Consider the following 25,951-nt stretch of genomic DNA (forward strand, 5'->3'; position numbering starts at 1 on the left):
GCGGATGGGGGCGCACGTTAGTCCAGATGGCGTTGCGATGTGGAACGACGCGGCGGGCCCGGGGTCACCGGTCCCGGTGGTCCCGGAGGGGTCTCAGCGGGCTCTCAGCGGGCCGTGACCTTCTCAGGGGCACCACAGCGTCCGGGTCCTAGCGTCCCGGACATGCCGACTGCACTGGTGACCGGAGCGAGCCGAGGGCTCGGCGCCGTCTACGCCCGCGAGCTCGCCGAGCGCGGGTACTCCGTCGTCCTCGTGGCGCGCGACGCCGCCCGCCTCGCCGAGGTCGCCGAGTCCGTCGGCCGGGCCACCGGCGCGATCGTGGAGACGCTGCCCGCCGACCTCACCGACCCGGCGGGGCTGGCGGCCGTCGAGCGCCGGATCACCGACCGGGACCTGCCGGTCGACGTGCTGGTCAACAACGCGGGCGTCGAGACCGACGCGGTGTTCGCCGAGGCGCCGGTCGAGGTGCTCGCCGGCGAGATCGACCTCAACGTGACGGCCCTGATGCGCCTCACCCGCGCGGCGGTCCCGGCGATGACCGCCCGCGGCCACGGAGGGGTCCTCAACATCGCGAGCGTCGCCGGGTACCTGCCCTCGGGGGGGGGCAACGCCTACGGCGCGTCGAAGTCCTGGGTGCTGGCGTTCAGCGACACCGTCGCGGCGTCGCTGCACGGCACCGGGGTGACCGTGACCGCGGTCGCCGCGGGCCGGATCCGGACCGACGACGACCCGCAGGGCCCGCTGTGGCTCGACCCCTGCGACGTCGTGCGCCGCTCGCTCGACGACCTGGCCCGCGGCCGCACGCTGTCCGCGCCGGGCTGGGTGTACCGGGCGCTGGTCGGCTACCTGGAGGCGCCGCGCACCGCGCTGCGGCTGGCCGCACGGGTCGCGGGCCGGGGCCGGGAGCGCTGTGAGCGGCTGGAGCGGGGGAGCGGGCACACCCGGCCGTCGCCGGTCCCGACGCCGTTCCGCGACGAGCCCGCTCCGTCCCGGCCGCTGCCCGCCGTGGCGGTGGGCCCGGCGACGCCGGTGCCGCCGGTCCTGCCCGAGGAGCCGGTGCGGCCCGCGCACGTCGCCGCCGCGACCGTCCCGGCGCCGCGGGTGTCGGGCACCGGGCCGCTGCCCGTCGTGACCCGTCCGGCCGTGGCAGGGTCCGGGGCCCTCCCGGCCCGCCCGACCGCCGCGCGGGCGGCCACCTCCGCGACGGCCCGCGCCGCCGTCCGCAGGCTGCCCGCCGCCCCCCGTCCGGTGCAGCCGGCCCGCGAGGTCGCGACCGTCCGGCTCGCCGCGGGCTGAGAGCCCCGGGCCGGCTCCGGGGCCGGTTCCGGGCCGTCGGCGGGGACCGCGCGTTCGACGGCGGAAACGGACAGATGTGATGAGGCTCGCGTACCCCCCGTTGTCGGAACCCAGAGCCATGCCCTAGCGTTTGCCCGGTCGAAGGGGAGTACTCCCGAACACGGCGTCGCCGTCAATACGGAACCAGGACGAGCTGGTCCCGGTGGCGCCGGTCCATCGCGGTCACCGCGGCGGGCGGAGGAGACCTTCAGCGCCCCTATCTGCGCTGGAGGATCCCGCAATGAACGTTCCCCTCTGGGTGTGGCTGGCGACGGTCGCCGTCGTCATCGGCATGCTCGTGTTCGACTTCGTCGGGCACGCCCGTGACCCGCACGAGCCCACGCTGCGCGAGTCGGCGATCTGGTCGGCCGGCTACATCGCGATCGCCCTGCTGTTCGGTGTCGGTGTCGGTGTCTTCTCGGGCTGGCAGTACGGCGGCGAGTACATGGCCGGCTGGCTGACCGAGAAGGCCCTCTCGGTCGACAACCTGTTCGTCTTCCTGCTGATCATGACCAGCTTCGCGGTGCCGAAGGTGCACCAGCAGAAGGTGCTGCTGATCGGCATCGCGATAGCGATCGTCATGCGCGGTGCGTTCATCGCGGTCGGTGCGGTGATCATCGAGCAGTTCGTCGCGGTGTTCTACCTGTTCGCGATCATCCTGTTCTGGCTCGCCTGGTCCCAGATCCGCGAGGCGCTGTCCTCCGACGACCACGAGCAGGCCGACGCCGGTGACTCGAGGCTCATCCGCCTGGTCCGCAGGGTGCTGCCCACCTCCACCGAGTACGACGGCGCGAAGCTCGTCACCCGCATCGACGGCAAGCGGCTCCTCACCCCGATGGCGCTGGTCATCGTCGCGATCGGGCTGACCGACCTGCTGTTCGCGTTCGACTCGATCCCGGCGATCTTCGGCCTCACCCAGGAGCCGTTCCTGGTGTTCACCGCGAACGCCTTCGCCCTGCTCGGCCTGCGCCAGCTGTACTTCCTGATCGGCGGCCTGCTGGAGCGCCTGATCTACCTGGCGCACGGCCTCTCGGTGATCCTCGCGTTCATCGGCGTCAAGCTCACCCTGCACGCGCTGCACGAGAACAACGTGCCGTTCATCAACGGCGGGCAGCCGGTGCCGGTGCCCGAGGTGCCGATCTGGCTGTCGCTGCTGGTCATCACCGGGACGATCGCCGTCGCCGCCGTCGCGAGCCTGGTGGTCTCGCGCCGCCGCGCCGCCGCGGCCGGTGACGCCCCCTCCGGTGCTGCCGGCACCGGCTCCGGGGGCACCGGCTCCGACGACGGCGGGGCCGCCGGTCACGGCGACGCCACCGGCCACGGCGACGCCACCGGGCACGGCGACGCCACCGGGCACGGCGACGCCACCGGGCACGGCGACGCCACCGGGCACGGCGACGACACCGTGCGCGCGGGTCAGAGCCCCAGCACCAGCCGGGCGACCGAGAAGTAGATCAGCAGCCCGGTCGCGTCGACGAGGGTCGTGACCAGGGGAGCGGACACCACCGCCGGGTCGATCCCGACCCGGCGGGCCAGCAGCGGCATCGTCGCTCCGACCGTCGCCGCCCAGCCGCAGATCGCCACCAGGGTCACCGCCACCACGACGGCGACCTGGACCCCGACCAGCAGCGACGCGACGAGCAGGCCGAGCGCGCCGAGCAGGGTGCCCAGCAGCAGCCCGACCCGCAGCTCCCGCCAGACGACGGCGGGCAGGTCGGCCAGCCGCACCTCCCCGACGGCGATCGCCCGGACCGCCGCCGACGCGGACTGGGCACCGGCGTTGCCGCCGGTGCCCACGAGCAGCGGGATGAACAGGGCCAGTGCGGTGACCTGCTCCAGGGCGTCCTCGAAGATCTGGAGCACGTTGACCGTGAGCACCGCGGCGAGCAGCAGCACCGCCAGCCACACCGCGCGGGTGCGCGCCAGCTTCGTGACCCGCACGTACATGTAGTGGCCCGACCACGGGGCCGCACCGGACTGGCGGGCGGTGTCCTCGGTATCGGCGCGCTCCAGGATCTCGACGGCGTCGTCGATGGTGAGCAGGCCCAGCAGCCGGTCCTCGGAGTCGACGACCAGCAGGTCGAGCAGGTTCGCCTCACCCATCAGCCGTGCGGCGTCCTCGGCGGTGTCGGTGGCCCGCACCCGTGGGGCGCCGTCGTCGACGAGGTCGGCGACGGCGTCGTCCGGGCGGGCCAGCACCAGGTCGCGCAGCGAGACGGTGCCGATCACCCGGCGCCCGGCGTCGGTGACGGCGAGGGTGTAGACGGTCTCGGCCCGGGCGCCCTTGCGCCGCACGACGGCCAGCGCCTCGGTCACGCTGCTGTGCAGCGGTACGGCGACGGTCTCCGGGGTCATCACCCGCCCGACCGAGCCGTCGGGGTAGCCCAGCAGCGCCGCGGTCATCTCCCGCTCCGAGGCCGAGAGCCCGGCGAGCACCCGGGTCGCGACCTTCGCCGGGGCCTCGCCGAGCATCCGTGCGCGGTCGTCGGGATCCATGTCCTCGACCAGGGCGGTCACCGCGTCGTCGCGCAGCCCGGCCAGCAGCTCCTGCTGGTCGACCGGGTCGAGCTCCTCGAACACGTCGAGCGCGCGGTCCTTGTCGAGCAGCCGGAACACCCATCCCGCGTCGACCGGTTGCATCCGGGCCAGCGCGTCGGCGATCTCGTGGGCGGGCCGTCCGTCGAGCCGGTCGAGGACTCCGGCGGGGTCGTGGCGTTCGACGAGATCGGTCCAGCGTTCCATGCGGCCGATCCTGCCGCCGGGGCCTGCCGCGTGCAGCGGCGGGAGTATGTCCGTTTCGGTAGGATCGGTGACATCTTCAGCACATCCCGGATGGCTGTGGCCGGGAGCGGGAACCCGGTCGGTGGCACCGAGGAGGTCACGATGTCCGTCACACCCCCGCCCCTGCCGCCGTCGTCGCCCGGCGGTGGGACCGGCGATCCCGATCCGCACCCGTCTGCGCGACCCCTGGACCGCGACGAGGAGCTCCGCCTCTCCGCCCTCGAGCAGGAGCTGCGCCGTTCCGACCCGCGGCTCGACACCGAGCTGACCGCACCGCACCGGCCATCGCGTGCCGCGGGCGGCCGTGCCGACCGGATCCTGCAGGCCGTCGCGATCACCGTGATCGTGCTGGTCCTCGTGCCGGGCGACTGGATCGCCGGGCTGCTGTCGTTCGGGCTGCTGCTCGGCATCCCGGTGGTGATGGCCTGGATCGCGGTCCGGGCGCACCGGGAGAACGTCGCCCGGGAGCAGGCCGAGGGCCGCGACGACGAGCGCCCCTGAGCGCCGGGCCCGCCGCGGCCCGATCGGATCCGGCGCCGTCGGCCGCGTCGACTGCCGGAGCCGCCGTCGAGCACGACGGCACCGTCGGCGGCACCGTCAGCCCGCGGTCGGAGCCGCCGTCGCCGCCTCGGTCGGGTCGGTCGTCGAGCGGACGGCCGGGAGCCCGAGGTGCTCGCGCAGCGTCGTCCCGGTGTAGTCGGTGCGGAACGACCCGCGCTCCTGCAGCAGCGGCACGACCGTGTCGGCGAACTCGTCGAGCCCGCCCGGGGTGACGTGCGGGACGAGCACGTAGCCGTCCGCGGCGTCGGACTGCACGGCGTCGTCGATCGCGTCGGCGACCGTTCGGGGGCTCCCGACGAAGGTGTGCCGCCCGGTCACCTCGATCACCGTCTCCCGCAGCGAGAGGCCCTTCTCCGCGGCGAGGGCGCGCCACTGGTCGGCGACGGCCTTCGGGTCCCGGTACTGGCGCACGCTGGCGCGCCCCTTCGACACCAGCTCGCCCTCGACCGGGTCGAACTCGGGCAGCGGGCCGTCCGGGTCGCGGTCGGACAGGTCGGTGTTCCACAGCTGCTCGGCGAACACGATCGCGGTCTGCGGGCTGACCTGCTGGGAGCGGATCACCTCGGCGCGCTCGGCGGCCTCGGCGTCGGTGTCACCCAGCACGTACGTCGCGGCGGGCAGGATCTTGAGGTCGTCCCAGGCCCGGCCGTAGCGGGCGAGGCGGCCCTTCACGTCGGCGAGGAACGCCCGTCCGGCCTCGGGCTCGGCGTGCCGGGAGAAGATCGCGTCGGCCGACGCGGCGGCGAACTCGCGCCCCTCCTCGGAATCCCCGGCCTGCAGGATCACCGGGCGGCCCTGCGGGCTGCGCGGCAGCGAGAACCGGCCGTGCACGTCGAACTGGTCGGAGGTGTACGCGAACTCGCCGCGGTCGCCTGCGCCGGTGCGCGAGTCCCAGATCGCGGCGGTCGCGGCCAGCTGCTCCTTCGCCCGGGAGTAGCGCTTCTCCTTCGGCAGGAAGCCGCCGCGGCGGAAGTTCTCACCGGTGAACGCGTCCCACGAGGTCACCACGTTCCAGGCGGCCCGGCCGCCGGACAGGTGGTCCAGCGACGCGAACTGGCGGGCGACGTCGTAGGGCTCGGTGAAGGTGGAGTTGATCGTGCCGGCGAGGCCGAGCCGGTCGGTGACCGCCGCCAGGGCGTTCAGGATCGTGAAGGTGTCCGGGCGGCCCATCACGTCGAGGTCGTAGATCTCGCCGCGGTGCTCGCGCAGGCGCAGGCCCTCGGCGAGGAACAGGAAGTCGAACCTCGCCCGTTCGGCCGTCCGCGCGAAGTGCGCGAACGACTCGAACTCGATGTGGCTGCCGGACGCCGGGTCGCTCCAGACCGTGGTGTTGTTGACGCCCGGGAAGTGGGCGGCGAGGTGGATCTGCTTGCGTGGCATGCGTGTCCTCCCGACGTGGCTCCTACCGGTGCAACACCCTCCGGGCCAGGGTGTTCCCGAGCAGCTGCGCGCACTGCACGACGACCACGATGATCGCCACCGTCAGCAGCGTCACCGGCCAGTCGAACTGCTGGTAGCCGTAGGTGATCGCGAAGTCGCCCAGCCCGCCGCCGCCGACGTAACCGGCCATCGCCGACATGTCGACGACCGCGACGAACACGAACGTGTAGCCGAGCACCAGCGGTGCCAGCGCCTCGGGCACGAGCACGCTCCACACGATCCGGAACCGGCTCGCGCCCATCGCCCGCGCCGCCTCGACGACGGCCGGGTCCACCGACACCAGGTTCTGCTCGACGATGCGGCCGATGAAGAACGTCGCCATCGCGACCATGGGGAACAGCACCGAGCGGGTGCCGATCGTCGTGCCCATCACGAGCAGGGTCAGCGGGCCCACGGCGGTGATGAAGATGATGAACGGGATCGGCCGCACGATGTTGACCAGCACGTTCAGCACGCCGAACACGGCGCGGTGCGCGTACAGGCCGCCGGGACGGGTGGTGTGCAGGGCGCCGCCGAGCAGCAGCCCGAGCAGCCCGGCCAGCAGCATCGTCCAGAACACCATGTAGGCGGTCTGGAGCACCGACAGCCACAGCACCGGGCTCAGGGTCTCCCAGTCGGCCTTCATGCGGACTCCTCGTCCTGGGTGGTGACGGCGTCCGGGGTGACCCGGGTGATGCGCGAGAGCTCGTCGACACAGGCGTCGACGGCGTCGTCGTCGCCGGTCAGGGCCAGGGTGAGGCTGCCGACGGGGCGACCGGACAGCTCGCGGATGCCGCCGTGCACCACGGTCGCGCGGACCCCGTGCGCGGCCGGGACCCGCGCGATCGCGTCCTGGGCGTCGGCGGCGGCCGAGCCGGGCCCGCCGACGCCGACGGTCACCAGCCGGCCGGGGTGGCGCTCGCGCAGCCGGGCGAGCGTCTCCGGCGACGGCACGTCCTGCAGGACGCCGTGCACGAAGCGGCGCGTCGCCGGGTGCGACGGCGCGGCGAACACGTCGTACACCTCGCCGTCCTCGATGACCCTGCCCTCCTCCATGACCACGACCCGGTCGCACACGTCGGCGACGACCTCCATCTCGTGGGTGATCACGACGACCGTGGTGCCCAGCTCGCGGTTGACCCGGCGCAGCAGGGCCAGCACCTCCCGGGTCGTCTCCGGGTCCAGCGCGCTCGTCGCCTCGTCGGCGAGCAGGATCGACGGCGACGTGGCGAGCGCCCTGGCGATGCCGACCCGCTGCTTCTGTCCACCGGACAGCCGCGCCGGGTAGCGCCCGGCCAGCTCGGCGAGCCCGACGAACTCCAGCAGCTCCGCGACGCGGGCCCGGCGCTCCTCCCGCGAGCGGCCGGCGACGGCGAGCGGGTAGCCGACGTTGCCGGCGACCGTGCGCGAGTTCATCAGCGCGAACTGCTGGAAGATCATCCCGACCTCGCCGCGCAGCTCGCGCAGGCCCCGTTCGGACAGCTCGGAGGTGACCCGCCCGCGCACCGTGACGGTGCCCGACGTCGGCAGCTCCAGTGCGTTGATCATCCGGACGAGCGTGGACTTTCCCGCCCCCGACCAGCCGATCACGCCGGTGATCCCGCCCTCGGCGATGTCGAGGTCCACGTCGTCGACGGCGGTGACCCCCGGGCCGCGGCGGGCCGGGAACGTGCGGGTCGCGCCCGAGAACGAGATCACCGGCTCCGCCATCAGCGTGCCCGCAGCTGCTGCTCGATGCCGGCCAGGGTCTGGCGAAGGTCCTCCGCGGAGTTGTCGCGGAACACACCGCCGTCGCCGAGGTCGCGGCGGGCGGCGGCGAGGACCTCCGGGTCGTGGTAGATCCGGACCAGCGTCGCGTACACCGGGTCGTCGGCCTGGTCGGCCCGGGCGACGAACAGGTTGATGTAGGGCTTGGCCTTCTCCGAGTCCGGGTCCTCCTGGTAGAGGACCTGGTCCTGGGTCAGGTTGGCCGACTGCGCGTAGTTGTTGTTGACGATCGCGGCGTCGGCGCTCGCCAGGTTCGCCGCGGTCTGGGCCGCGTCGACCGGGGTGACGGTGACCTTCGAGGCGGCGCGGTCGATGTCGGCGGGGGTGGAGGTGGTGGTGCCCCCGTCGGTCAGCCTGAGCAGACCGGCGGACTGCAGGACGGTCAGCGCCCGGGCCTGGTTCACCGCGTCGTTCGGGATGACGACCTGCCCGCCCTGCGGGATCTGCGCCAGGTCGGTGTGCTTCGTGGAGTACAGCGGCAGCGGGTACACCGCGGTCGCACCGACCGGTACCAGCGTGTCGTTGTTCTGGACGTTGTAGTTCGCCAGGTACTGCAGGTGCTGGAACTGGTTGAGGTCCAGCTGGCCCTGGGCCAGAGCCGGGTTCGGCTGGTTGTAGTCGGTGAAGTTGGTCAGCTCGACGGTGATCCCCTGGGCGGCGGCCTTGTCGGTGAAGACCTTCCAGTAGGGCTCGGCGCCGTCGGAGACGCCGATCCGGACGGTCCGCGACCCGCTCTCACCACCACCGGACGAGGACTCACCGGGGGCGGAGCAGCCGGCCGCCAGCACGGCGAGCACGGCGACGGGGACCAGCAGGGACAGTGCGCGTGGCAGGCGCATCGGACTTCCTCTCGGCTCCGGCCCCGGGACGGGTCGCGTCCGGGTGCCGGTGCGGCGGTGCAGCGGGGGATGTGCCGGGCACCGGGTACGGCGCCCCGCGGGGGTGACGCCGGGCGGGAGCAGGTGCTCCGGGGGCGTGACCGGGGAGACCGGGCCACCGGACCGGGTCCCGCCGGGTGGGCGCGACCGGCCGCGGCGGGGCGGTCGGCACGATCGGAGAACCTACATCGGACGAACCACCCGGACCGCACCGCCGCGACGAAGCTCACGGTGGCCGGGCGCGCCGCCGTCCGGCGGTTGCGGCGCAGCGGTCGGAGCGGCCACGATCGGGGGGACCGTTCGCGCGTCCGTGGCCCGGGCGGCCGCTCCCGCGTGGGCCGGCCGTCACCGCCGCGACGCGCGACCCGCCACCCGGCCCCGGAACGCCTCCGCCGCCGGGCGCCTCCCGCGGAGACCTGCGCGATGCCCCCCACGGACGTCCTGCCCGCCCCGGGCGCCACCGTCTGGCTCACCGGCCTGCCCAGCGCCGGGAAGTCGACCATCGCCCACGCCTGCGAGCCGGTCCTGCGGGCCCGCGGCCTGCGGGTCGAGGTCCTCGACGGCGACGCCGTCCGCCCGCACCTGGCCGCTGCCCGCGGCTACAGCCGGGATGACCGGGCGATCAACATCCGTCGGATCGGCTGGGTCGCCGAGCTGCTCGCCCGCAACGGCGTGCTCGTGCTGGTCTCGGCGATCGCGCCGTACGCCGACGTCCGCGACGACGTCCGGCGCGCCCACGCCGCCAACGGCACCGCCTACCTGGAGGTGCACGTCAGCACCCCGGTCGAGGTGGCCGCCTCGCGCGACGTGAAGGGGCTCTACGCCCGGCAGCGGGCCGGGGAGATCAGCGGCCTGACCGGCGTCGACGACCCGTACGAGGTGCCGCCGTCGCCGGACCTGGTGCTGCCCGCCCACACCCAGCCGGTCGCCGACTCGGTGACGCTGCTGGTCGACCATCTCATCGGCCGTGGTCTGGCCGGACCGCGCGACGTCACGACCCGGGAGACCGCATGAGCACCCCGCTGCCACTGCCACGTCTGGACGGCGCCGCCGTCGCCGTCGCACCGCCCGGGGACGGCGCCGGGCACTGGGCGGGCGCCCCGTCGGCCGTCCCTGACGGCGACGGGGGCTACGTGCTCGCCTACCGGCTGCGGGCCCCGCTCGGCGAGGGCCGCGGCCTCGCGGTGGTGCTGGCGCGGTCGGCCGACGGCGTCGCCGTCACCCCGGTCGCCGAGGTCACCAAGGACCGCTTCGGCTCCGAGTCGCTCGAACGGCCCGCGCTGGTGCGCACCGAGCAGGGCCGGTGGCGGCTCTACGTCTCCTGCGCCACACCGGACTCCAAGCACTGGTGGGTCGACGTGCTGGAGGCCGGCACCGTCGAGGAGCTGCCCACCGCGCCCCGGCGCACCGTGCTGCCCGGTGACGACCGGCACGCGGTGAAGGACCCGGTGGTCGTGCGCGAGGGCGGCACCTGGCACCTGTGGGCCTCGGTGCACCCGCTCGAGCTGCCCGGCCACGAGGACCGGATGACCACCGAGCACTACACCTCGCCCGACGGGCTGGCCTGGAGCCACGCGGGCACCGCGCTGCGCCCGCGTCCGGACCGCTGGGACGCCCGCGGCGTCCGGATCTCCGCGGTGTTCCGGGTCGACGGCCGCTGGGCCGCGACCTACGACGGGCGCGCCACCGCGGCGGAGAACTGGGAGGAGCGCACCGGGCTGGCCCTCGGCGGCACCGGTGCGCCGGGTGAGTTCACCGCGGACGGCGACGGCCCGGTCGCCGCCTCCCCGCACGGGGCGGGCGGACTGCGCTACCTGTCGGTGGTGGCCGCCCCCGGTGGCGGCTGGCGGCTGTTCTACGAGGTCACCCGCGCCGACGGGGCGCACGAGCTGCGCACCGAGCTGCTCGGTGCGCCGGTGCCCGTCGCCGGGACGGTCTGAGTGGGTCGGCTGCCCGACTTCCTGCTGCTCGGCGCGCCGAAGTGCGGCACCTCCGCGCTGCACCGTGCGCTGGCCGGCCATCCGGAGCTGTTCCTGTCCGAGCCGAAGGAACCGAAGTTCTTCCTCACCGACGGTCCGCCGCCCACCTCCGGCGGCGGCCCCGGCGACGTCCCGACCTGGGGTGAGCACGTGTGGCGGCATGCCGACTACGAGGCGCTGTTCGACGCCGCCCCGCCCGGTGCGCGCTGCGGCGAGTCGACGGTGTTCTACCTCTACGACACCGTCGCGCAGGACCGGATCGCCCGGCTGCTGCCCCGCGCCCGGCTGGTCGCGGTGCTGCGCGACCCGGTGGAGCGGGCCCACTCGAACTGGGCGCACCTGCGCGGCGCGGGCCTGGAACCGGAGGCCGATTTCCTGACGGCGCTGCGCGACGAGCAGCGCCGCATCGACGCCGGCTGGGCGCACTTCTGGCACTACGCCGCCCAGGGCCGCTACGGGGAGCAGCTCGCGCACCTGGACACGCTGTTCCCCCGGGAGCAGGTGCTGCTGCTGCGCTACCGGGATCTGCGCGACGACCCGGCCGGTACGGCGGACCGGGTGTGCGCCTTCCTCGGCGTCGCGACGGGGGTGGTCACCGGGGTGCCCCGCCACCACGTGCGCCCGGACGTGCACGGCCGCACCGGCGGCCCCACCGCCGAGGAGCGTGCCGCAGCCCTGGCCCTGTTCGCCGACGACGTGCCGCGGGTCGCGGAGCGCACCGGCTGGGACCTGGCCGACTGGCTCCGCTGACCCGGGGCCGGTCGCTCAGCGGGGCGGCTCGGCGAGCAGGCCCCGCCGGCGCAGCTCGGGCAGTACACCCTCGCCGACGCGGTAGGCCTCCTCCAGGTGCGGGTAGCCCGACAGCACGAACTCGTCGATCCCCAGCTCGTGGTACTCGGCGATCCGGTCGGCCACCTCGGTGTGCGACCCGACCAGCGCGGTCCCCGCACCGCCCCGGACCAGACCCACCCCGGCCCAGAGGTTCGGCGCGATCGTCAGCGCGTCGGCCGAGCCGCCGTGCAGCGCGAGCATCCGTTGCTGTCCGACCGACTGGCTGGCCCGCAGGGTCGCCTGGGCGCGCTCGATCTCGGCCGGGTCGAGCGCGTCGAGCAGCCGGGCGGCCTCGGCCCACGCCTCGTCGGCGGTGTCGCGGGTGATCACGTGCAGCCGGATGCCGAAGCGGGGGCTGCGGCCCAGGTCGTCGGCGAGCTTGCGGACCCGCCCGATCTTCTCGGCGACGGCAGCGGGTGGCTCGCCCCAGGTCAGGTAGACGTCGGCGTGCCGGGCGGCGACCGGCAGCGCGGCGTCGGAGGAGCCTCCGAAGTAGACCGGGGGCAGCGGATCCGGCGGGGCGAGGGTGGTGGCGCCGTCGACGTCGTAGTGGGCGCCGGTGAAGTCGAACGGCTCGGGCGACCAGGCGCCGCGCAGCACGGTGAGGAACTCGTCGGTGCGGGCGTAGCGCTCGTCGTGGGAGGCGTGGTCGCCGAAGCGGCGCTGCTCGACGGCGTCCCCGCCGGTGACGATGTTGAGCATCAGCCTGCCGCCGGAGACGCGCTGGTAGGTGGCGGCCATCTGGGCGGCGAGGGTCGGGGAGAGCACACCGGGCCGGAACGCGACGAGGTAGCGCAGCGTGCGGGTCTCGCGCAGCAGCGCCGCGGTGGTCAGCCAGGCGTCCTCGCAGAAGGTCCCGGTCGGGGTGAGGACGCCGTGGAAGCCCTGGGCCTCGGCGGCCCTGGCGATCTGGGCGAGGTAGTCGATGCTCGCCTCGCGGGCCGTCGAGCCGGCCTCGCCGCGGTCGGCGTGCCGGCGGGCGACGATGGTGCGGCCGTCGCCGGAGGTGGGCAGGAACCAGTGCGGGACGATGCTCATCGTGCTCCCGTCCGTCGGTCGGTGGGGGTGCCCGGGATGCCGTCCCGGGCCGCGGCCAGCGTGGTGGCCTCGTAGCGGCGGTCGACGAACGCGCCGACGTCCGCCCGGCCGGGGATCACCCCGGCCTCGGAGAACGCGTCGGCCAGCGCCTGCTGGGAGGCGACGACGGTGTCGTCGAGCGGGACCGGCAGGTCCGGGCCGCGCGCGACGGCCCGCCGGGTGATCGGCAGCGGGATGGTCGTCTCCTCGCTCCACACCCGGGCCCGCTGCTCGCGGTGGGAGTCGGAGTAGACCTGGGCGGCCGCGACCCGGGCCAGGTAGTCGGCCAGTGCGGCGCTGCGGGCCGGGTCGGCGAGGGTGGCGTTGGACGCGACCTGGAAGCCGTAGCCGTTCGCGTTGCCGGTGCCGTCGGCGACGATCCGGGCGCCGTCGTCGAGCTCGGCCTGGGAGGTGTAGGGGTCCCAGACGGCCCAGGCGTCGACGTCGCCCTGGCGGAACGCGCCGTAGGCGTCGGCGGGGGCGAGGAAGGTCAGGTCGACGTCGTCGAGGGTCATCCCGGCGGCCCGCAGCGTGGACAGCACCTGCCCGTGCGCCGACGTGCCCTTCCCGACGGCGATCCGCGCCCCGCGCAGGTCGGCGACGGTGCGGATCGGCGAGTCGCGGCGCACGAGGATCGCGTCGCTGGTGACGTTGCCGCGGTTGGCCGACACGACCTGCACCCGGGCGCGCGCCGCGGCGGCGAAGATCGTCGGGGTGTTGCCGGTGCCGCCGACGTCGATCGCGCCGGCCCGGGCCGCCTCGATCAGCGGGGGACCGGCGGTGAAGGTGCGCCACTCGATCCGGTAGGGCAGGTCGTCGAGGAGGTCGGCGGCCCGCAGCAGTGACCGGGAGCCGCCCTTCTGGTCCCCGACGACGAGGGTCACCCCGGCCAGCGCGGCCGGGTCGACCGGCGGCTGCACCGGGGGCCGGGACACCGGGACCGAGGAGCACCCGGCGAGCACCAGCGCCGCGACCGCGACGGCCAGCACGGTGACCCGCCGGCGCACCCGCGCGGCGGTCGTCGCACCCGCCGCACGGGTCGCGACGACCGCATCCGGGGTGCGACGGGGACGCTCACGCGGCATCGGCGGCGACCCCCAGCTCGTCGAGCACGGTGCGGCGCAGCGCGGCGAGCCGCTCGGGGTCGCGCGGGCGGTCGCCGGGGCGGTGCTCGTCGCCGATGCGGCCGTCGGTCAGCACCAGCACCCGGTCGGCGAGCAGCAGCGCCTCGTCGACGTCGTGGGTCACGAGCAGCACGCCGGGGCGGTGCCGGTGCCACAGGTCGAGGACGAGCCGGTGCATGGTGATGCGGGTCAGCGCGTCCAGCGCGCCGAACGGCTCGTCGAGCAGCAGCAGGTCCGGCTCGCGGACCAGGGCCCGGGCCAGCGACGCCCGCTGGGCCTCGCCGCCGGACAGGGTCAGCGGCCAGGCGTCGGCCCGTGCGGTCAGCCCGACCTCGGCGAGCGCGGCGTCGGCGACCCCGGCGGGGGTGTCGCCGCCCAGGTCGCGGTGCAGGCCGAGGGCGACGTTGTCGCGGACCGTGCGCCACGGCAGCAGCCGCGGCTCCTGGAAGGCCACCGCGACCGAGCCGGGGACCTCGACGGTGCCCGACACCCCGGCGTCGGAGGCGTCGTCGAGGCCGGCGAGCAGCCGCAGCAGCGTCGACTTGCCCGAGCCGGACCGGCCGAGCAGGGCGACGAACTCGCCGTCGCCGATGGTGAGGTCCAGCCGGTCGAGGACCCGGCGGCCGTCGAACTCGCGGACCAGGTCGTGCACGCGGGCGCTCATCGGTCGGCCCCCGCCGGTCCGGCCGGGCGCCAGGCCAGGACACGGCGTTCCAGCCGGCGCACCAGGGCGTCGGTGCCCAGGCCGAGCAGCGCGTACACCGCCAGGCCCACGACGATCACGTCGGTGCGCAGGAACTCGCGGGCGTTCATGATCATGTAGCCGAGTCCGGCGTCGGCCGACGTCGTCTCCGCGACGATGATCGACAGCCAGGCGATCCCCAGTGCCAGGCGCAGGCCGGTGAGGGTGGAGGGCATCGCGCCGGGCAGCACCACGTGGCGCAGCTGCTCGGCGCGGGTGAACCCGGACACCGACGTCGCCTCGATCAGCTTCGGGTCCACCCCGCGGACCCCGGAGTGCACGTTGAGGTACATCGGGAACAGCACGCCGAGCGCGACGAGCAGCACCTTCGGCAGCTCCCCGATGCCGAACCACAGGATGAACAGCGGCACCAGGCCGAGGTGCGGCAGCGTGCGCAGCATCTGCACCGGCGGGTCCACGAGCAGCCCGCCCCAGCGCGAGAGCCCCGAGACCACGCCGAGCCCGACCCCGACGACCAGGCCGAGGACCAGCCCGGTCGTGACCCGGGCGAGCGAGACCAGCAGCCCCTCGGGCAGCTCCCCGCTGCGGGTGAGGTCGACGGCGGCGGTCACCACCCGCAGGGGCGAGGCGAGCTCGTCCTCGGCGAGCAGCCCGGTCGACGACGCGAGCTGCCACGCGACGATCAGGGCGACCGGGGAGATCCAGCGGCGCAGGTCGGGGCGGCGCCGGGTCCGGCGGGCGACGGGTGCGACGACGGGTGACGACGGCGTGGCGGATGGTGCACCGGCGTCGGCCGGTGCGGGGGTCCAGGTCGTGGACACGATGGCTCCCGGGATTCACGGTGATGACAGGGGTGGGCAGGGGTGGGCGCACGACGGGGCGGCCCGCGGCACGGGCGGCACGGCGCGGCGGGATCGCCGCGGTCAGCGACAGGTGCAGCCGGCGAGGCGGAGCAGGTCCACGTGGCGACGACGGGTGAGGTCCCGGCCTGGACCGACGGCGACCGTGCGTGACGGGGTGCGCCGGCCGGTGTTCATGCCACCAGGTGACCACGGCGTCCGGACCTTCACAAAACGGTGTCCGGACCGCGGGACGGGTGACAGGAGGTGTGCGGACCGCCGGCTCCCGTGCGTCCCGCTGGGTGGGATCTCAGGCCCGGGTGGCCCATTCCCGCGCCAGCAGCTCCTGCGAGGCGACCCGGTCGGTGTGCCGGTGGGTGATGGTGGTCAGGAGCAGCTCGTCGGCGCCGGTGACGGCGCGCAGCCGCTCCAGACCGTCGGCGACGGCGGCCGGCCCGCCGACGAGGCGGGTCGCGACCCGGTCGGTCACCAGCGCCGGGTCGGCCGGGAGTGCCACGGCGTCCTCGGGGCGGGGGTAGGGGATGGCGCCCACCCCGGTGCGGATGCTGTGCACCAACGGGGCGAAGCCCGCCGCGATCCGGGCGGCGTGCGCGTCGTCGGTGCCCACGACGACGTCCGCGGACACCATCACGTGCGGTCGGTCCAGCCGGTCCGACGGCCGGAACGCCTCCCGGTAGGCGGCCACGGCGTCGAGCACCGTTGCCGGGCTGACGTGGTAGTTCGCCGCGAACGGCAGCCCACGGCGCCCGGCGAGCACGGCGCTCTCCCCGCCGCTGGAGCCGAGCACCCAGGTCTGCAGGCCGGCCCCCTCGCCGGGGACGGCCCGGACCTGCACCCCGCCCGGGGCCCAGGTGCCGGCGATCAGCCCCTCGACGGCGTCGAGGAACGCCTCGTACGGCGGCGCCTGCGCCCCCGGCTGGCGCAGCGCGACCGTCGTGGCGCGGAACCGGGGCGAGGTCGCGAGCGCGGCGAGCGACACCGGGGCGGGGATCAGCACGCCGTCGACCACGCGGTCGCCGCGTCCGTCCGGTTCGCGGGCCGGCGGGCGCGGCCCGCCGGAGCGGCCGAGTCCGAGGTCGATCCGGCCGGGGTGCAGCCCGTCGAGGGTCCCGAAGTCCTCCACCACCGACAGCGGGGTCCGGTGGCCGGTCTGCACCGCCCCCGAACCGACCCGGATCGTGGTGGTCGCGGCGGCGACGGCGCCCATCAGGACGGCGGGCGATGCCCCCGCGACGCCCGGGTTGAGGTGGTGCTCGGCGAGCCAGAACCGGGCGTAGCCGGCCCGTTCGGCGGAGCGGGCCAGGTCGAGGGTGTCCCGCAGGGCGTCGGCGACGGTCGAACCGGCCGGCACCGGGGAGAGGTCGAGTACGGACAGCGGTACGGGCACGACGGCAGACCTCCGGACGTGCCCGGGGCGGTCGCGACGACCGGGCCGGGCGAGGGGTGTGCGCTCCCGGCGAGCCCGACGCGGGACGTGGGCGGGCCGGGGCGCGGGTCGGGCGGTGCGCTCCGAGCGGGTCCGGCCCGGGGCGACGCCGTCGCCCGCCGATCCTCACCCCGCGCGCGACGGGGGCGCAACCCCGGTGCTGCTTGCTACCGTCGACGTCGTGCCGGCCGCCCCGCCGCGCCGCCCGTCCGCGGGACCGCGCGACGGCCCGGTCCGGCCGGGACGCCCCCGGCGCACCCGCGCTCCGCCGGCGCCCGGCCCCACCCGGCACGTCCGATGACGACGCGTGCGGCGCGGCCGCGCGTGAGGCGGTGCTTCCCATGAGGTTCCAGGTTCTCGACATCGTTCCGCACGCCCCGCACCCGGTGACCGGCGAGATCGTCGACACCCACGAGCGACTGCGTCGGGTGGTGGACACCGCGGTGCTCGCCGAGCGGCTGGGGTTCGACTCCTACGCCGTCGGCGAGCGGCACGCCGGAGAGTTCGTCTCGTCCGCGCCCACCGTGCTGCTGGGAGCGATCGCCCAGGCCACGTCCCGGATCCTGCTCTCCACCGGGGTGACGGTGCTGTCGCTGCTCGACCCGGTCCGTGTGGCCGAGGACTACGCGACGGTCGACCAGCTCTCCGGCGGCCGGCTGGAGATCGTGATCGGGAAGGGCAACGAGGACCGGCACTTCCCGATGTTCGGGCTCGAGCTCGGCCGCCAGTACGAGTACCTCACCGAGAACTACGAGCTGCTGCGCCGCCTGCTGCGTGAGGACGGGGTGGACTGGAAGGGCACCCACCACGCCGACCTGGCGGGCGTGACGACCTTCCCACGGCCGTTCGCGGGCCCGTTCCGGATCTGGCACGGCTCGGCGACCTCGACCGTCGCCGTCGACCTCGCCGCCCGCTGGGGCGACCCGATCTTCTCGGCGAACGCGCTGCAGCCGCGGGAGAACTACCGCGTCCTCATCGACCGCTACCGGGAGAAGCTCGTCGAGCACGGCCACGACCCGGCGCTGGGCTACGTCGGCTCCGGCTCGGGCGGGCTGTTCCTCGCCGACACCGACGCCGAGGCGATCGCGGAGTACCGCCCGGTCTACGAGGGGTTCGCCGCGAAGATGCGGGCCGCGCACGCCGGGGACGACCGTCCGGGCAAGGCCACCTCGTTCGCGACCGTCGAGGAGGCGGTGGCGGACGGCCCCGCGCTGGTCGGGAGCCCGGAGCGGGTCGCGGCGAAGATCCTCGACTACCACGGGGCCTACGGCCACGACGTCCAGTCGGTGTCGGTCAACCCGGTGCTGCCCTACGCACGCCAGCACGAGGTGCTGACCCGGTTCGCGACCGAGGTGGTGCCGCTGGTGCGTCGCGAGGTGTCGACGACGCTGTGGGGCCCCGACGACGCCGGCCGTGCGGCCGGGTTCACCGCCGCCGCCTGACCCCGGCCCCTCCCACCGGCCGGTGCCCGGCGCGACGGGCGGGCCGGTCGCACTGGTCCAGCGCGACCGGCCCGCCCGTGCGGTGCGGGGAGCGGGACGGCGGTGCCGGGTCAGCCGGCGTCGGGCAGCGCCACCGGGGTCCAGTCGTTGGCGAACTCCAGGTCGCTGCGCTCGAACAGCTGGGTGACCGGGCACCGCCGCGCGGTCTCCGACACCAGCCGCTCGAACTGCTCGGGCGTCGCGTCGGTCTCGACGGTGGCCCGGACCTGCACCCGGTCGAAGTTGGCGTTGCCCTCGGCGCCACCGACGAGCACCGCGGTGTCGAGGTCACCGCGCACCTCGAAGGTCCAGTGGCCCAGGCGGATCCCCAGGTCCTTCGCGACCAGGCTCGCCGTCACCTGGTTGCACGAGGTCAGGGAGCCGAGTGCGTAGAACAGCGGGCTGGGCGCGGAGTCGGCACCGCCGAAGGCCGGGTAGGCGTCGGCGGTGAAGACGTGCCCGACGTCGCCCTCGGGGCGCAGGGTCTGGAAGACCCCGGTGCCCTCGGAGTGCACGACGAACGGAACGACGGTCTGCTTCGGACGGACTGCGGTCATGGGTGTCCTCCCGGACGAGGTCGGTGCGGCGGGAACGGGCGTGCGCGCAGCGGGCCGGCACCGCCGCCGGGCGGGGGTGCGGTGGGGCTGCGGGCCGAGGGGGTGACCGGGTCAGCGACAGAGTGCGGACCGGGTACGACCCAGGTCCACGTGCAGGCGCGCGACGAGACGCGCGGTTCCGGTCATGGGAGCGATCGTGTCTGATCCGCTCCACGGGCGGCAAGCCACGCCCGCCCCCCCCGTCCGGTCGGTGGACGAACGACGGTCGCGGTCCGGACAACGTGGGTCTCCGCCCCGCCGGTCGGGAGACCGGGACGGTCCGGCCGGTGTTACGGGGCCGGTGCGTGGTGTTCCTGACAGTGGGTCCGTCCTTGTCCGCGGCACAGCCGTCCGGTATCTGTTCTACGGTGCCGCGGGGACGACGGCAGGACGCGCGACGTCCGGCCACCGTCCCCCGTGCACGGTCGGCTGCCGCTGACCGTGCACGCCCCGTCCGGCCCGCCGGCCCCTGCTCCCGCGGGCCCCGGTGGAGGGCGAGCTGCACCCGAACCGTGACCGGCGAGCCCTCAGACGACGGAGCCCTCGTCCGCACCCGTGCCGACGGCCGCGCCTGCGGCCGCCCCCGGCACGTCGTCCGCGCGCGGACGACCCGGCCCACCCCGGCGCCGGTCCGCGCCCCGTGCCCGCCGAGAGGTCCACCGTGTCCGCGTCCACCGACACTCCGTCCGGTGCGGCTCGTGCCGCACCCCCGTCCCCGCGCCGCCTGGCGTTCGACCCCCGTACCGCGCTGCTGCCGGTCCTGTCGGTGCTGGTGTTCCTCGCCGTCTGGCAGGCCGCCGCGGCGAGCGGGGTCTGGAACGAGACGTTCGTGCCGTACCCGTCGACGGTGTGGCGCGCGTTCGTGGAGGTGTCGACCACCCACGACGGCACCCGCGGCTACGGCGGCTACCTGCTGTGGGAGCACCTCTACATGACCCTGCGCCGGGTCCTGGCCGGTGTCGTCCTCGGTGTGGTCGTCGGTGTGCTGGTCGGTCTGCTCATGGGCACCGTCGGCTGGGTCCGCCGGGTCCTGGAGCCGTGGCTGACGTTCCTGCGGGCACTGCCGCCGCTGGCGTACCTCTTCCTGCTGGTCATCTGGCTGGGCATCGACGAGGCACCGAAGATCACCCTGCTCGCGCTCGCCGCCTTCCCACCGGCGGCCGTCGCCACCACGGCGGCCGTCGCCGCCGCACCGGTCGGGCTGGTCGAGGCGGCCCGCGCGCTCGGCGCGACCCGCGGCCAGGTGGTGCGGGACGTCATCGTCCCGTCGGCGCTGCCGGAGACCTTCACCGGCATCCGGCTGGCCGTCGGCATCGCCTATTCCTCGGTCGTCGCGGCCGAGCTGTTCAACGGCATCCCCGGCATCGGCGGGATGGTCAAGGACGCCAGCAACTACAACAACACCCCGGTCGTGCTCGTCGGCATCTTCGCGATCGGCATCTCCGGCCTGGTGATCGACGCGCTGCTGCGCGCCGTCGAGCGCCGCACCGTTCCGTGGAGGGGACGAGCATGACCATCCGCACCCGACTGACCGCACTGCTCGTGGGCCTGCTGGCTGTCGGCGTCCTCGCCGGCTGCGCCGTCGGCCCTGCCGGGCAGGACTCCGGCAAGCCGACCATCCGCATCGCCTACCAGAGCTTCCCCAGCGGCGACCTGGTCGCCAAGCACAACCGCTGGCTGGAGGACGCCCTGCCCGACTGGAACGTGCAGTGGACCAAGTTCGACTCCGGCGCGGACATCAACACCGCGTTCGTCGCCGGTGAGCTGGACTTCGGTGCGATCGGGTCCAGCCCGGTCGCCCGCGGGCTCTCCGCGCCGCTGAACATCCCGTACCAGGTCGCGTTCGTGCTCGACGTCGCCGGCGACAACGAGGCGCTCGTCGCCCGCAACGCCACCGGGATCACCGACGTCGCGGGGCTGCGCGGCAAGCGGGTCGCCACCGCGTTCGCGTCCACCTCGCACTACAGCCTGCTCGCCGCCCTCGACCGTGCCGGTCTGAAGCCCACCGACGTGCAGCTGATCGACCTGCAGCCGCAGGCCGCGCTGGCTGCCTGGGAGCGCGGCGACGTCGACGCCGTCTACACCTGGCTGCCGACCCTCGACGAGCTCCGCAAGACCGGGAAGACCCTGGTCACCAGCCGCGAGCTGGCCACGGCCGGCAAGCCGACCCTCGACCTGGGGGTGGTCTCCACCCCGTTCGCCGAGCAGCACCCCGAGGTCGTCGACACCTGGCGCAAGGTCGAGGCCCGCGCCCTGGAGACCGTGCGCAACGACCCGCAGGCCGCCGCGCAGGCCGTCGCCGCCGAGATCGGCACGACCCCCGAGAACGCCGCGTCCCAGCTGAAGCAGGGCGTGTTCCTGTCCCCGCAGGAGCTGGCCTCCGCCGAGTGGCTCGGCACCGACGGCGCCCCGGGCAACCTCGCCCAGAACCTGCAGAGCGCCGCCCAGTTCCTCGCCGCGCAGAAGCAGATCCCCACGGCGCCGGACCTCGCGACCTTCCAGAAGGCGATCTACACGAAGGGTCTCCCGGATGTCCTCGCCGCAGGCTGACACCGACGCCGACACCGACACTGATACGGACCCCGACACCGGGGCCGCGGCGGGGGAGGGAGTGCCGGCGATCGCCGCGTCCGGGCTCGGGCACTCCTACCCGGGCCGCCGGGACCGGGTCCACGCGCTCGGACCGCTCGACCTGACCGTCGAGCGCGGCGAGTTCCTGGTGCTGGTCGGGGCCTCGGGCTGCGGCAAGTCGACTCTGCTCCGGCTGGTCGCCGGGTTCGAGCGGCCCACCGACGGGACGCTGACCGTCGCCGGCCGGGCACCCGAGCCGGGTGTCGGCGCCGGCGTGGTGTTCCAGCAGCCGCGGCTGTTCCCGTGGCGCAGCGTCGGCGGCAACGTCGACCTCGCCCTGAAGTACGCGGGGGTGAACCCGTCCGACCGTCCCGTGGCCCGCGAGGGGCTGCTGGAGCGGGTCGGGCTCACCGGTGTCGCGGACCGGCGGATCTGGGAGATCTCCGGCGGCCAGCAGCAGCGGGTCGCGATCGCCAGGGCGCTGGCCGCCGACCGGGACCTGCTGCTGCTCGACGAGCCCTTCGGCGCGCTCGACGCGCTCACCCGCGAACGCCTGCAGGACGACGTGCGCCGGGTCAGCCACGAGACCGGCCGGACCAGCGTGTTCGTCACCCACTCCGCCGACGAGGCGGTGTTCCTCGGCTCCCGGGTCGTGGTGCTCACCGCCCGCCCCGGACGGATCGCGCTGGACCTGCGGATCGACCTGCCGCGCTCCGGTGTGGACGCCGAGGCGCTGCGCGGCTCGCCGGAGTTCGCCGAGCTGCGGGCCCGGGTCGGGGCGGCGGTGAAGGAGGCCGCCGCGACCTGAGCACCCCGCTCCGCGGCGCGGGTGGGTCGTCCGGCGATCCGCCCGCGCCGACGGGGTGCGCCACTGCGCCCGGGCACCGTGCCGTCCCACTGTGATGCCACGACCGATCTCCCGGTCCGCGCTTGACACCGGATCGGTGCGTCGGCTGCAGTGGTGAGGTCCATCCAGAGCGGTCGAGAGTCCCGGCTCGTCGACGCCGCAGCAACCCGCCCCGTTCCGGGCAGGGTGCTACCGCCGGGTCCGATGGGAGACCCCGATGCCCCACCGCCCCGCGAGGCACCGGCCCGACGCCGGGCAGCGGGCCCGGATCCGGCTGCGCTGGGTCCGTCGCCGGCACGTCGACCTGTGCCGCACCGGCGCCGCGCTCTGTCGCTGACCTCTCCACCCGTGCCCCGCACCGGACCGCCCGCCACCGCGGCCGGCCGGTCCCCGCCTGCCCGAGGGCAGCGCTCGCACCGAGAGGTCCCCACCGTGACCGCGCTCCACCCCGCCCCGCCCACCACCTCCGCCCGCCCGGAGGTCCGCTGGGTCGCCTACACCGACCCGCTCGTCCGCCCGATGCTGGTCGAGCTCGACCAGGAGTACGGCGTCCGCTACGGCCACACCCTCGGCGACCTCGACGCCGAGACCCTCCGCGAGGCGAGCCGGTTCGCCCCACCGTCCGGCGGGGTGGTCCTGCTGCTCGACGGCGGTACCCCCGTCGCGGGGGGCGCCTTCCGCCGGTGGGACTCCGACACCGCCGAGCTCAAGCGGATCTGGACCGGCTCGGCGTACCGCCGCCGCGGCCTGGCCCGCCGGGTGCTCACCGAGCTGGAGGACACGATCGCCGCCCGCGGCTACCGGCGCATCTACCTGACGACCGGTCCGCGCCAGCCCGAGGCCCGCCACCTCTACCTCGCCGCGGGCTACACGCCGCTCTACGACCGGACCCTGCACCCGGAGACGGTCGGGCCGCACCCGTTCGAGAAGTACCTGACCGGGGGCTTCGCGTGAGCAGCCGCACCGAGGCCCGGGCCGCCCCGGGCGCCGTCCCGCCCACCGGGGACGACGACGCCGGCCTGCGGGTCGTCCCGGCCCGGCACCCGTGGCGGTGGGCGGGGACCGCGGTGGTGGCGGTCCTGGCCGCGATGGCGGTCAACGCGCTGGTCACCAACCCGGCCTGGGACTGGCCGACCGTCGGCCGCTATCTGTTCGCCCCGTCCATCGTGAACGCGGTGCTGCTGACGCTGCAGCTCACGGTGCTCGGCATCGTCGTCGGGTTCGTGCTCGGCACGGTGCTCGCGGTGATGCGGCTCTCGCCCAACCCGCTGCTGCGCTCGGTCAGCTGGACCTACATCTGGATCTTCCGGTCCGTGCCGCTGATCCTGCAGCTGCTGTTCTGGTACAACCTCGCCCTGCTCTACGACCGGCTCTCGATCGGCATCCCGTTCGGTCCGTCGTTCGTCGAGTTCGGCACGATGGAGCTGGTCAGCCCGGTCACCGCCGCGGTGCTGGGGCTCGGCCTGCACCAGGCCGCCTACGCCGCCGAGGTCGTGCGCTCGGGGTTCCTGGGCGTCGACGCCGGCCAGCTGGAGGCCGCCACCGCGCTCGGCATCCCGGCCTGGCGCCGGTTCCGGCGGATCCAGCTGCCGCAGGCGATGCGGATCATCGTCCCGACCGCGGCGAACGAGCTGATCGGCCTGGTCAAGGGCACCTCGGTGGTCTACATCATGGCGCTGTCCGAGCTCTTCTACCAGGTGCAGGTCATCTACACCCGGACCGGACGGGTCATCCCGATGCTGCTGGTCGCCGCCGTCTGGTACCTGGTGCTGACCAGTGCGCTGTCGGTCGGCCAGTTCTACGTCGAGCGGTACTACGCCCGCGGCGCGCAGCGCACGCTGCCACCGACCCCGTTGCAACGCGCGCGGGCCGCGGTGTCCGGACGGCGCCGGCGGGGGGCCACGGCATGACCGCCGCCGGCACTGCCCCGATGGTGGAGCTGCGCGGGGTGCACAAGAGCTTCGGTCCGCTGCCGGTGCTGCGCGGGGTCGACCTGACCGTCGCCCCCGGCGAGGTCACCGTCGTCATCGGGCCGTCCGGGTCGGGCAAGTCCACCCTGCTGCGCACCATCAACCACCTGGAGAAGGTCGACCGCGGCACGGTCCGGGTCGGCGGCGAGCTGATCGGCTACCGGCGGGTCGGCGACCGGTTGCACGAACTGCCGGAGCGGCGCATCCTGCGCCGGCGCAGCCGGATCGGCTTCGTGTTCCAGAGCTTCAACCTGTTCGCCCACCTGACGGTGCTGGAGAACGTCGTCGAGGCGCCGCTGTCGGCGCAACGCCGCGACCGTGCCACCGTCCACGCCGAGGCCCGTGAGCTGCTCGCCCGGGTCGGGCTCGCCGACAAGGCCGACGAGTACCCGCGGCGGCTCTCGGGCGGTCAGCAGCAGCGCGTCGCGATCGCCCGCGCGCTCGCCCTGCACCCGCAGCTGCTGCTGTTCGACGAACCGACCTCCGCGCTCGACCCGGAGCTCGTCGGCGAGGTCCTCGAGGTCATCTCCGATCTCGCCCGGGACGGCACGACGATGGTCGTGGTCACCCACGAGATCGGCTTCGCCCGCGAGGTCGCCGACACCGTCGTGTTCCTCGACGAGGGCCGCGTCGTCGAGTCCGGCCCGCCCGCCGCGGTGCTCGACACCCCGCGTGAACCCCGTACCCGCGCCTTCCTCGGCGCGGTCCTGCGCTGACCCCGGTCTGCGCCGACCTCCCCACAGGAGTATCGATGTCCCGGATCCCCCGGCCGCTGCGCCACCTGCGCCTCGCGGCCGTCGCCCTCGTCCTGCCCCTGGTCGCCGCCGTCGGCTGCGCCGGCGCCGATCCCGACCAGGCCGCCCCGGTGGACCCCGGGACGGCGGTGAACACCAGCCCGGAGCAGAACCGTGTCCGTGCGGACCGCATCGAGGCCATCGCCGCGACGGTCCCCGCCGCGGTCCGCGAGTCGGGAGAGCTCACCGTGGCCACCACCGGCAGCGGGAACCCGCCGCTGTCCTTCCGCGCCGACGACGACCGCACCGTCATCGGCGTCGAGCCGGACCTGGCCCAGCTCGTCGCGGACACGCTCGGGCTGCGGCTCGACCTGCAGCCGACGTCGTGGGAGAACCTGTTCCTCGGGGTCGAGTCCGGCACCTACGACGCGGGGTTCTCCAACATCACCGTGACCGAGGAGCGCAAGGACAAGTACGACTTCGCGACCTACCGCGTCGACACCGTCACCTTCGAGGCCCGCAACGCGGGGAGGGTGGAGCGGATCGAGAAGCCCGCCGACATCTCCGGGCTCACCATCGGTGTCGCGCCCGGCACCAACCAGGAGCAGATCCTGGTCGAGTGGAACCGGCAGAACGAGGCGGCGGGGGTCGCACCGGCGACGATCCAGTACTACCAGAACACCGGTGACTACTACCTCGCCCTGGACTCCGGACGCCTCGACGCCTACCTCGGCCCGAACCCCGGCGTCGCCTACCACGTCGCCACCGGTGGCACGACGAAGGCGGTCGGCTCGCTCAACGGCGGCGGCGGGGGAGTGCAGGCCGACATCGCGGCCATGACCCGCCGCGGCGACGGGCTGGTCGGCCCGATCCACGAGGCGATCGACGCGCTCATCGCGAGCGGCAAGTACGGCGAGGTGCTGGCGCGGTGGCACCTGGAGAACGAGGCGCTGCAGGACTCCCGGATCAACCCGCCCGGGCTGCCGCGCCGGGCGGCGTCCTGAGCGGCGA

Annotated in this window: 26 protein-coding genes and 1 riboswitch; of the genes, 14 read left to right on the forward strand and 12 right to left on the reverse strand. The window is 74.8% G+C overall.

Annotation, left to right across the window (positions count from 1 at the left end; genetic code table 11):
- Window positions 1–162: 162 nt before the first annotated feature.
- Complete coding sequence (locus Ae331Ps2_RS32605) at window positions 163–1,296, forward strand: SDR family oxidoreductase (RefSeq protein ID WP_075329765.1); 1,134 nt, start codon at window positions 163–165, stop codon at window positions 1,294–1,296.
- 280 nt (window positions 1,297–1,576) lie between these two features.
- The gene (locus Ae331Ps2_RS18760; RefSeq protein WP_075307444.1) at window positions 1,577–2,788 is read left to right on the forward strand and encodes a TerC family protein; all 1,212 of its coding nucleotides are present in this window, start codon (window positions 1,577–1,579) and stop codon (window positions 2,786–2,788) included.
- On the opposite strand, the gene mgtE is transcribed toward Ae331Ps2_RS18760, so the two are convergent.
- The gene (mgtE, locus tag Ae331Ps2_RS18765; protein WP_075307442.1) at window positions 2,752–4,077 is read right to left on the reverse strand and encodes a magnesium transporter; all 1,326 of its coding nucleotides are present in this window, start codon (window positions 4,075–4,077) and stop codon (window positions 2,752–2,754) included. The two genes, Ae331Ps2_RS18760 and mgtE, sit on opposite strands and share 37 nt — an antisense overlap.
- Before the next feature lie 141 nt (window positions 4,078–4,218).
- Here mgtE and Ae331Ps2_RS18770 point away from each other — a divergent pair, with 141 nt between their 5' ends.
- Window positions 4,219–4,617, forward strand: a complete 399-nt coding sequence (locus Ae331Ps2_RS18770) for a DUF3040 domain-containing protein (RefSeq protein WP_158071510.1) — start codon at window positions 4,219–4,221, stop codon at window positions 4,615–4,617.
- 96 nt (window positions 4,618–4,713) lie between these two features.
- Here Ae331Ps2_RS18770 and Ae331Ps2_RS18775 read toward each other — a convergent pair whose 3' ends face one another.
- From Ae331Ps2_RS18775 to Ae331Ps2_RS18790, 4 genes are read right to left on the reverse strand one after another with little or no spacing between them, the layout of a single operon-like run.
- Window positions 4,714–6,057 carry an NtaA/DmoA family FMN-dependent monooxygenase gene (locus tag Ae331Ps2_RS18775; protein WP_075307440.1) on the reverse strand — a complete coding sequence of 448 codons (1,344 nt, stop codon included), beginning with the start codon at window positions 6,055–6,057 and terminating at the stop codon, window positions 4,714–4,716.
- A gap of 22 nt (window positions 6,058–6,079) precedes the next feature.
- The gene (locus Ae331Ps2_RS18780) at window positions 6,080–6,742 is read right to left on the reverse strand and encodes a methionine ABC transporter permease (RefSeq protein WP_075307438.1); all 663 of its coding nucleotides are present in this window, start codon (window positions 6,740–6,742) and stop codon (window positions 6,080–6,082) included.
- On the reverse strand, window positions 6,739–7,806 hold the full coding sequence (locus tag Ae331Ps2_RS18785) for a methionine ABC transporter ATP-binding protein (RefSeq protein ID WP_075307436.1): 1,068 nt from the start codon (window positions 7,804–7,806) through the stop codon (window positions 6,739–6,741). The genes Ae331Ps2_RS18780 and Ae331Ps2_RS18785 overlap by 4 nt, the downstream gene beginning before the upstream one ends.
- Window positions 7,806–8,702: a MetQ/NlpA family ABC transporter substrate-binding protein gene (locus Ae331Ps2_RS18790; protein WP_020625323.1), complete on the reverse strand. Its 897-nt coding sequence runs from the start codon at window positions 8,700–8,702 to the stop codon at window positions 7,806–7,808. Before Ae331Ps2_RS18790 ends, Ae331Ps2_RS18785 begins: the two co-directional genes overlap by 1 nt.
- Before the next feature lie 462 nt (window positions 8,703–9,164).
- Between Ae331Ps2_RS18790 and cysC the strand changes: the two genes are divergently transcribed.
- Genes cysC through Ae331Ps2_RS18805 form a run of 3 tightly spaced genes read left to right on the forward strand, consistent with a single transcriptional unit; the run spans window position 9,165 to window position 11,470 of the window.
- The gene (gene cysC, locus Ae331Ps2_RS18795; protein WP_075307434.1) at window positions 9,165–9,755 is read left to right on the forward strand and encodes an adenylyl-sulfate kinase; all 591 of its coding nucleotides are present in this window, start codon (window positions 9,165–9,167) and stop codon (window positions 9,753–9,755) included.
- Entirely contained in the window at window positions 9,752–10,681 is a 930-nt protein-coding gene (locus tag Ae331Ps2_RS18800; protein WP_075307432.1) for a hypothetical protein, read from the forward strand. Before cysC ends, Ae331Ps2_RS18800 begins: the two co-directional genes overlap by 4 nt.
- Window positions 10,682–11,470, forward strand: coding sequence for a sulfotransferase (locus Ae331Ps2_RS18805; protein ID WP_233147607.1), 789 nt, complete (start codon window positions 10,682–10,684; stop codon window positions 11,468–11,470). It begins immediately after the preceding gene.
- A gap of 15 nt (window positions 11,471–11,485) precedes the next feature.
- On the opposite strand, the gene Ae331Ps2_RS18810 is transcribed toward Ae331Ps2_RS18805, so the two are convergent.
- The 6 genes from Ae331Ps2_RS18810 to Ae331Ps2_RS18830 form a co-directional block, all read right to left on the reverse strand.
- Window positions 11,486–12,589 (reverse strand): LLM class flavin-dependent oxidoreductase, encoded by a 1,104-nt coding sequence (locus tag Ae331Ps2_RS18810; RefSeq protein WP_075307430.1) that lies wholly within the window; start codon window positions 12,587–12,589, stop codon window positions 11,486–11,488.
- Complete coding sequence (locus Ae331Ps2_RS18815) at window positions 12,586–13,713, reverse strand: ABC transporter substrate-binding protein (protein ID WP_020621594.1); 1,128 nt, start codon at window positions 13,711–13,713, stop codon at window positions 12,586–12,588. The genes Ae331Ps2_RS18810 and Ae331Ps2_RS18815 overlap by 4 nt, the downstream gene beginning before the upstream one ends.
- Entirely contained in the window at window positions 13,703–14,416 is a 714-nt protein-coding gene (locus tag Ae331Ps2_RS18820; RefSeq protein WP_075307428.1) for an ABC transporter ATP-binding protein, read from the reverse strand. The genes Ae331Ps2_RS18815 and Ae331Ps2_RS18820 overlap by 11 nt, the downstream gene beginning before the upstream one ends.
- On the reverse strand, window positions 14,413–15,168 hold the full coding sequence (locus tag Ae331Ps2_RS18825; RefSeq protein WP_170918330.1) for an ABC transporter permease subunit: 756 nt from the start codon (window positions 15,166–15,168) through the stop codon (window positions 14,413–14,415). The genes Ae331Ps2_RS18820 and Ae331Ps2_RS18825 overlap by 4 nt, the downstream gene beginning before the upstream one ends.
- A 210-nt stretch (window positions 15,169–15,378) precedes the next feature.
- A complete protein-coding gene (locus Ae331Ps2_RS34295; protein ID WP_020621591.1) occupies window positions 15,379–15,492 on the reverse strand; it encodes a putative leader peptide in 114 nt (37 codons plus the stop codon).
- Between the two features lie 112 nt (window positions 15,493–15,604).
- Window positions 15,605–16,702 (reverse strand): LLM class flavin-dependent oxidoreductase, encoded by a 1,098-nt coding sequence (locus tag Ae331Ps2_RS18830; protein WP_075307426.1) that lies wholly within the window; start codon window positions 16,700–16,702, stop codon window positions 15,605–15,607.
- 380 nt (window positions 16,703–17,082) lie between these two features.
- Between Ae331Ps2_RS18830 and Ae331Ps2_RS18835 the strand changes: the two genes are divergently transcribed.
- Complete coding sequence (locus Ae331Ps2_RS18835; protein ID WP_075329766.1) at window positions 17,083–18,183, forward strand: LLM class flavin-dependent oxidoreductase; 1,101 nt, start codon at window positions 17,083–17,085, stop codon at window positions 18,181–18,183.
- 110 nt (window positions 18,184–18,293) lie between these two features.
- Here the strand turns inward: Ae331Ps2_RS18835 and Ae331Ps2_RS18840 are convergent, their stop codons facing one another.
- Entirely contained in the window at window positions 18,294–18,779 is a 486-nt protein-coding gene (locus Ae331Ps2_RS18840) for an OsmC family protein (RefSeq protein WP_075307422.1), read from the reverse strand.
- A 700-nt stretch (window positions 18,780–19,479) separates the two neighbouring features.
- Between Ae331Ps2_RS18840 and Ae331Ps2_RS18845 the strand changes: the two genes are divergently transcribed.
- From Ae331Ps2_RS18845 to Ae331Ps2_RS18875, 7 genes are all read left to right on the forward strand, one after another.
- The gene (locus Ae331Ps2_RS18845; RefSeq protein WP_075312076.1) at window positions 19,480–20,331 is read left to right on the forward strand and encodes an ABC transporter permease; all 852 of its coding nucleotides are present in this window, start codon (window positions 19,480–19,482) and stop codon (window positions 20,329–20,331) included.
- Window positions 20,328–21,368: a glycine betaine ABC transporter substrate-binding protein gene (locus Ae331Ps2_RS18850; protein ID WP_075307420.1), complete on the forward strand. Its 1,041-nt coding sequence runs from the start codon at window positions 20,328–20,330 to the stop codon at window positions 21,366–21,368. Before Ae331Ps2_RS18845 ends, Ae331Ps2_RS18850 begins: the two co-directional genes overlap by 4 nt.
- Window positions 21,349–22,197, forward strand: coding sequence for an ABC transporter ATP-binding protein (locus tag Ae331Ps2_RS18855; protein ID WP_075307418.1), 849 nt, complete (start codon window positions 21,349–21,351; stop codon window positions 22,195–22,197). The genes Ae331Ps2_RS18850 and Ae331Ps2_RS18855 overlap by 20 nt, the downstream gene beginning before the upstream one ends.
- Window positions 22,198–22,354: 157 nt before the next feature.
- A riboswitch (SAM riboswitch) is annotated at window positions 22,355–22,447 on the forward strand.
- 221 nt (window positions 22,448–22,668) lie between these two features.
- Window positions 22,669–23,190 carry a GNAT family N-acetyltransferase gene (locus Ae331Ps2_RS31320; protein ID WP_020627245.1) on the forward strand — a complete coding sequence of 174 codons (522 nt, stop codon included), beginning with the start codon at window positions 22,669–22,671 and terminating at the stop codon, window positions 23,188–23,190.
- Window positions 23,187–24,146 (forward strand): amino acid ABC transporter permease, encoded by a 960-nt coding sequence (locus Ae331Ps2_RS18865; protein ID WP_226359841.1) that lies wholly within the window; start codon window positions 23,187–23,189, stop codon window positions 24,144–24,146. The genes Ae331Ps2_RS31320 and Ae331Ps2_RS18865 overlap by 4 nt, the downstream gene beginning before the upstream one ends.
- Window positions 24,143–24,922 (forward strand): amino acid ABC transporter ATP-binding protein, encoded by a 780-nt coding sequence (locus Ae331Ps2_RS18870; RefSeq protein WP_075307416.1) that lies wholly within the window; start codon window positions 24,143–24,145, stop codon window positions 24,920–24,922. Before Ae331Ps2_RS18865 ends, Ae331Ps2_RS18870 begins: the two co-directional genes overlap by 4 nt.
- Before the next feature lie 35 nt (window positions 24,923–24,957).
- Complete coding sequence (locus Ae331Ps2_RS18875; RefSeq protein WP_083695742.1) at window positions 24,958–25,944, forward strand: ABC transporter substrate-binding protein; 987 nt, start codon at window positions 24,958–24,960, stop codon at window positions 25,942–25,944.
- Window positions 25,945–25,951 lie beyond the last annotated feature (7 nt).

This window comes from Pseudonocardia sp. Ae331_Ps2, from assembly GCF_001932405.1.
GTDB lineage: Bacteria > Actinomycetota > Actinomycetes > Mycobacteriales > Pseudonocardiaceae > Pseudonocardia.